We start from the raw sequence: 931 nt of genomic DNA on the forward strand, positions 1-931 counted from the left end.
CCTGCCGCTCCCGCCGCCCCGCGCGCCGCTGCCCGGCGACGACGCGGGCATCCGGCCGTGGCGCTTCGACCGGGAGGAGGGCGGCGGGGCGGATCCGCCCCGGCTGGTCGCCCGCACCACCGCCCGCTGGAGCGACCCCGCCGCCGGAGCCGTCCGCGCCGCGATCGTCCTGCGCGACTCGCCGCGCGGGCTGGTCGAGTGGGGCGTGGCCGCGCACGCCGAGCGCGGCTGGACGCACCGGGCCGTGCCGCCGTGCGTCCGGCTCGGCATCGACCGCCAGCACATCTGCGACTCCGGCGGCCTGCCGGTCACCGGCGAGCCGCTGAAGCTGTTCCCGGTGGACGGCGTCGCGCCCGACGAGGGCATCGAGGACGACCGGCTCACGCTGGTCGCGGGCAGCCTGGAGCATCCCGACCGCAGCGTCGGCGTGCTGGTCGTGTCGCTCGACTCCCGCAAGGCGCTGACCAGCATCGACACCCTCTTCCGGGTGCACTGGCCCGGACTGCTGAGCGTGGCGGTCGTGATCGAGCCGGGCCGCCGGGTGCTCGCCGGGCTGCTGCCCGAGCGGGCGGTCCCGGTGGGCGGGGCGCGCTACTTCGGCCCGTCCGGGAACGCCGAGGACGACACGACGTTCACCCGCGCGGCCGTCCGGGACCGGCACGGCCTGCTGACCGCGCTGCTCGACGACGCGCTGGCGGCTCGCGCGGACACCTGCCCGCCGGGTGTCGCGGCCGACGCCGCGAAGCTGCTGGACGAGCACCTGCCGCGCCGGTTGCGTCCGAAGGTCCCGGCTCCGGCGAAACCGCCCGCGAAGGAGAACGGCGACGGGAGCGGGGCGGCGGGCGCGTCCGGCGGGTCCGGCGCGTCCACGGACGGCGGGGCCGCGGCGTCGGAGATCGAGCGGCTGCGCGCCCGGCTCGCGCGGCTGGAG

The 931-nt window shown here is 78.7% G+C and carries 1 protein-coding gene; it reads left to right on the forward strand.

What is annotated here, in order from left to right; genetic code table 11:
* Window positions 1–931: hypothetical protein (locus DZF91_RS40100; protein WP_199486822.1), on the forward strand; the 931-nt coding region annotated here is incomplete at both ends.

It is taken from the genome of Actinomadura logoneensis, from assembly GCF_003428695.1.
Lineage (GTDB): Bacteria > Actinomycetota > Actinomycetes > Streptosporangiales > Streptosporangiaceae > Spirillospora > Spirillospora logoneensis.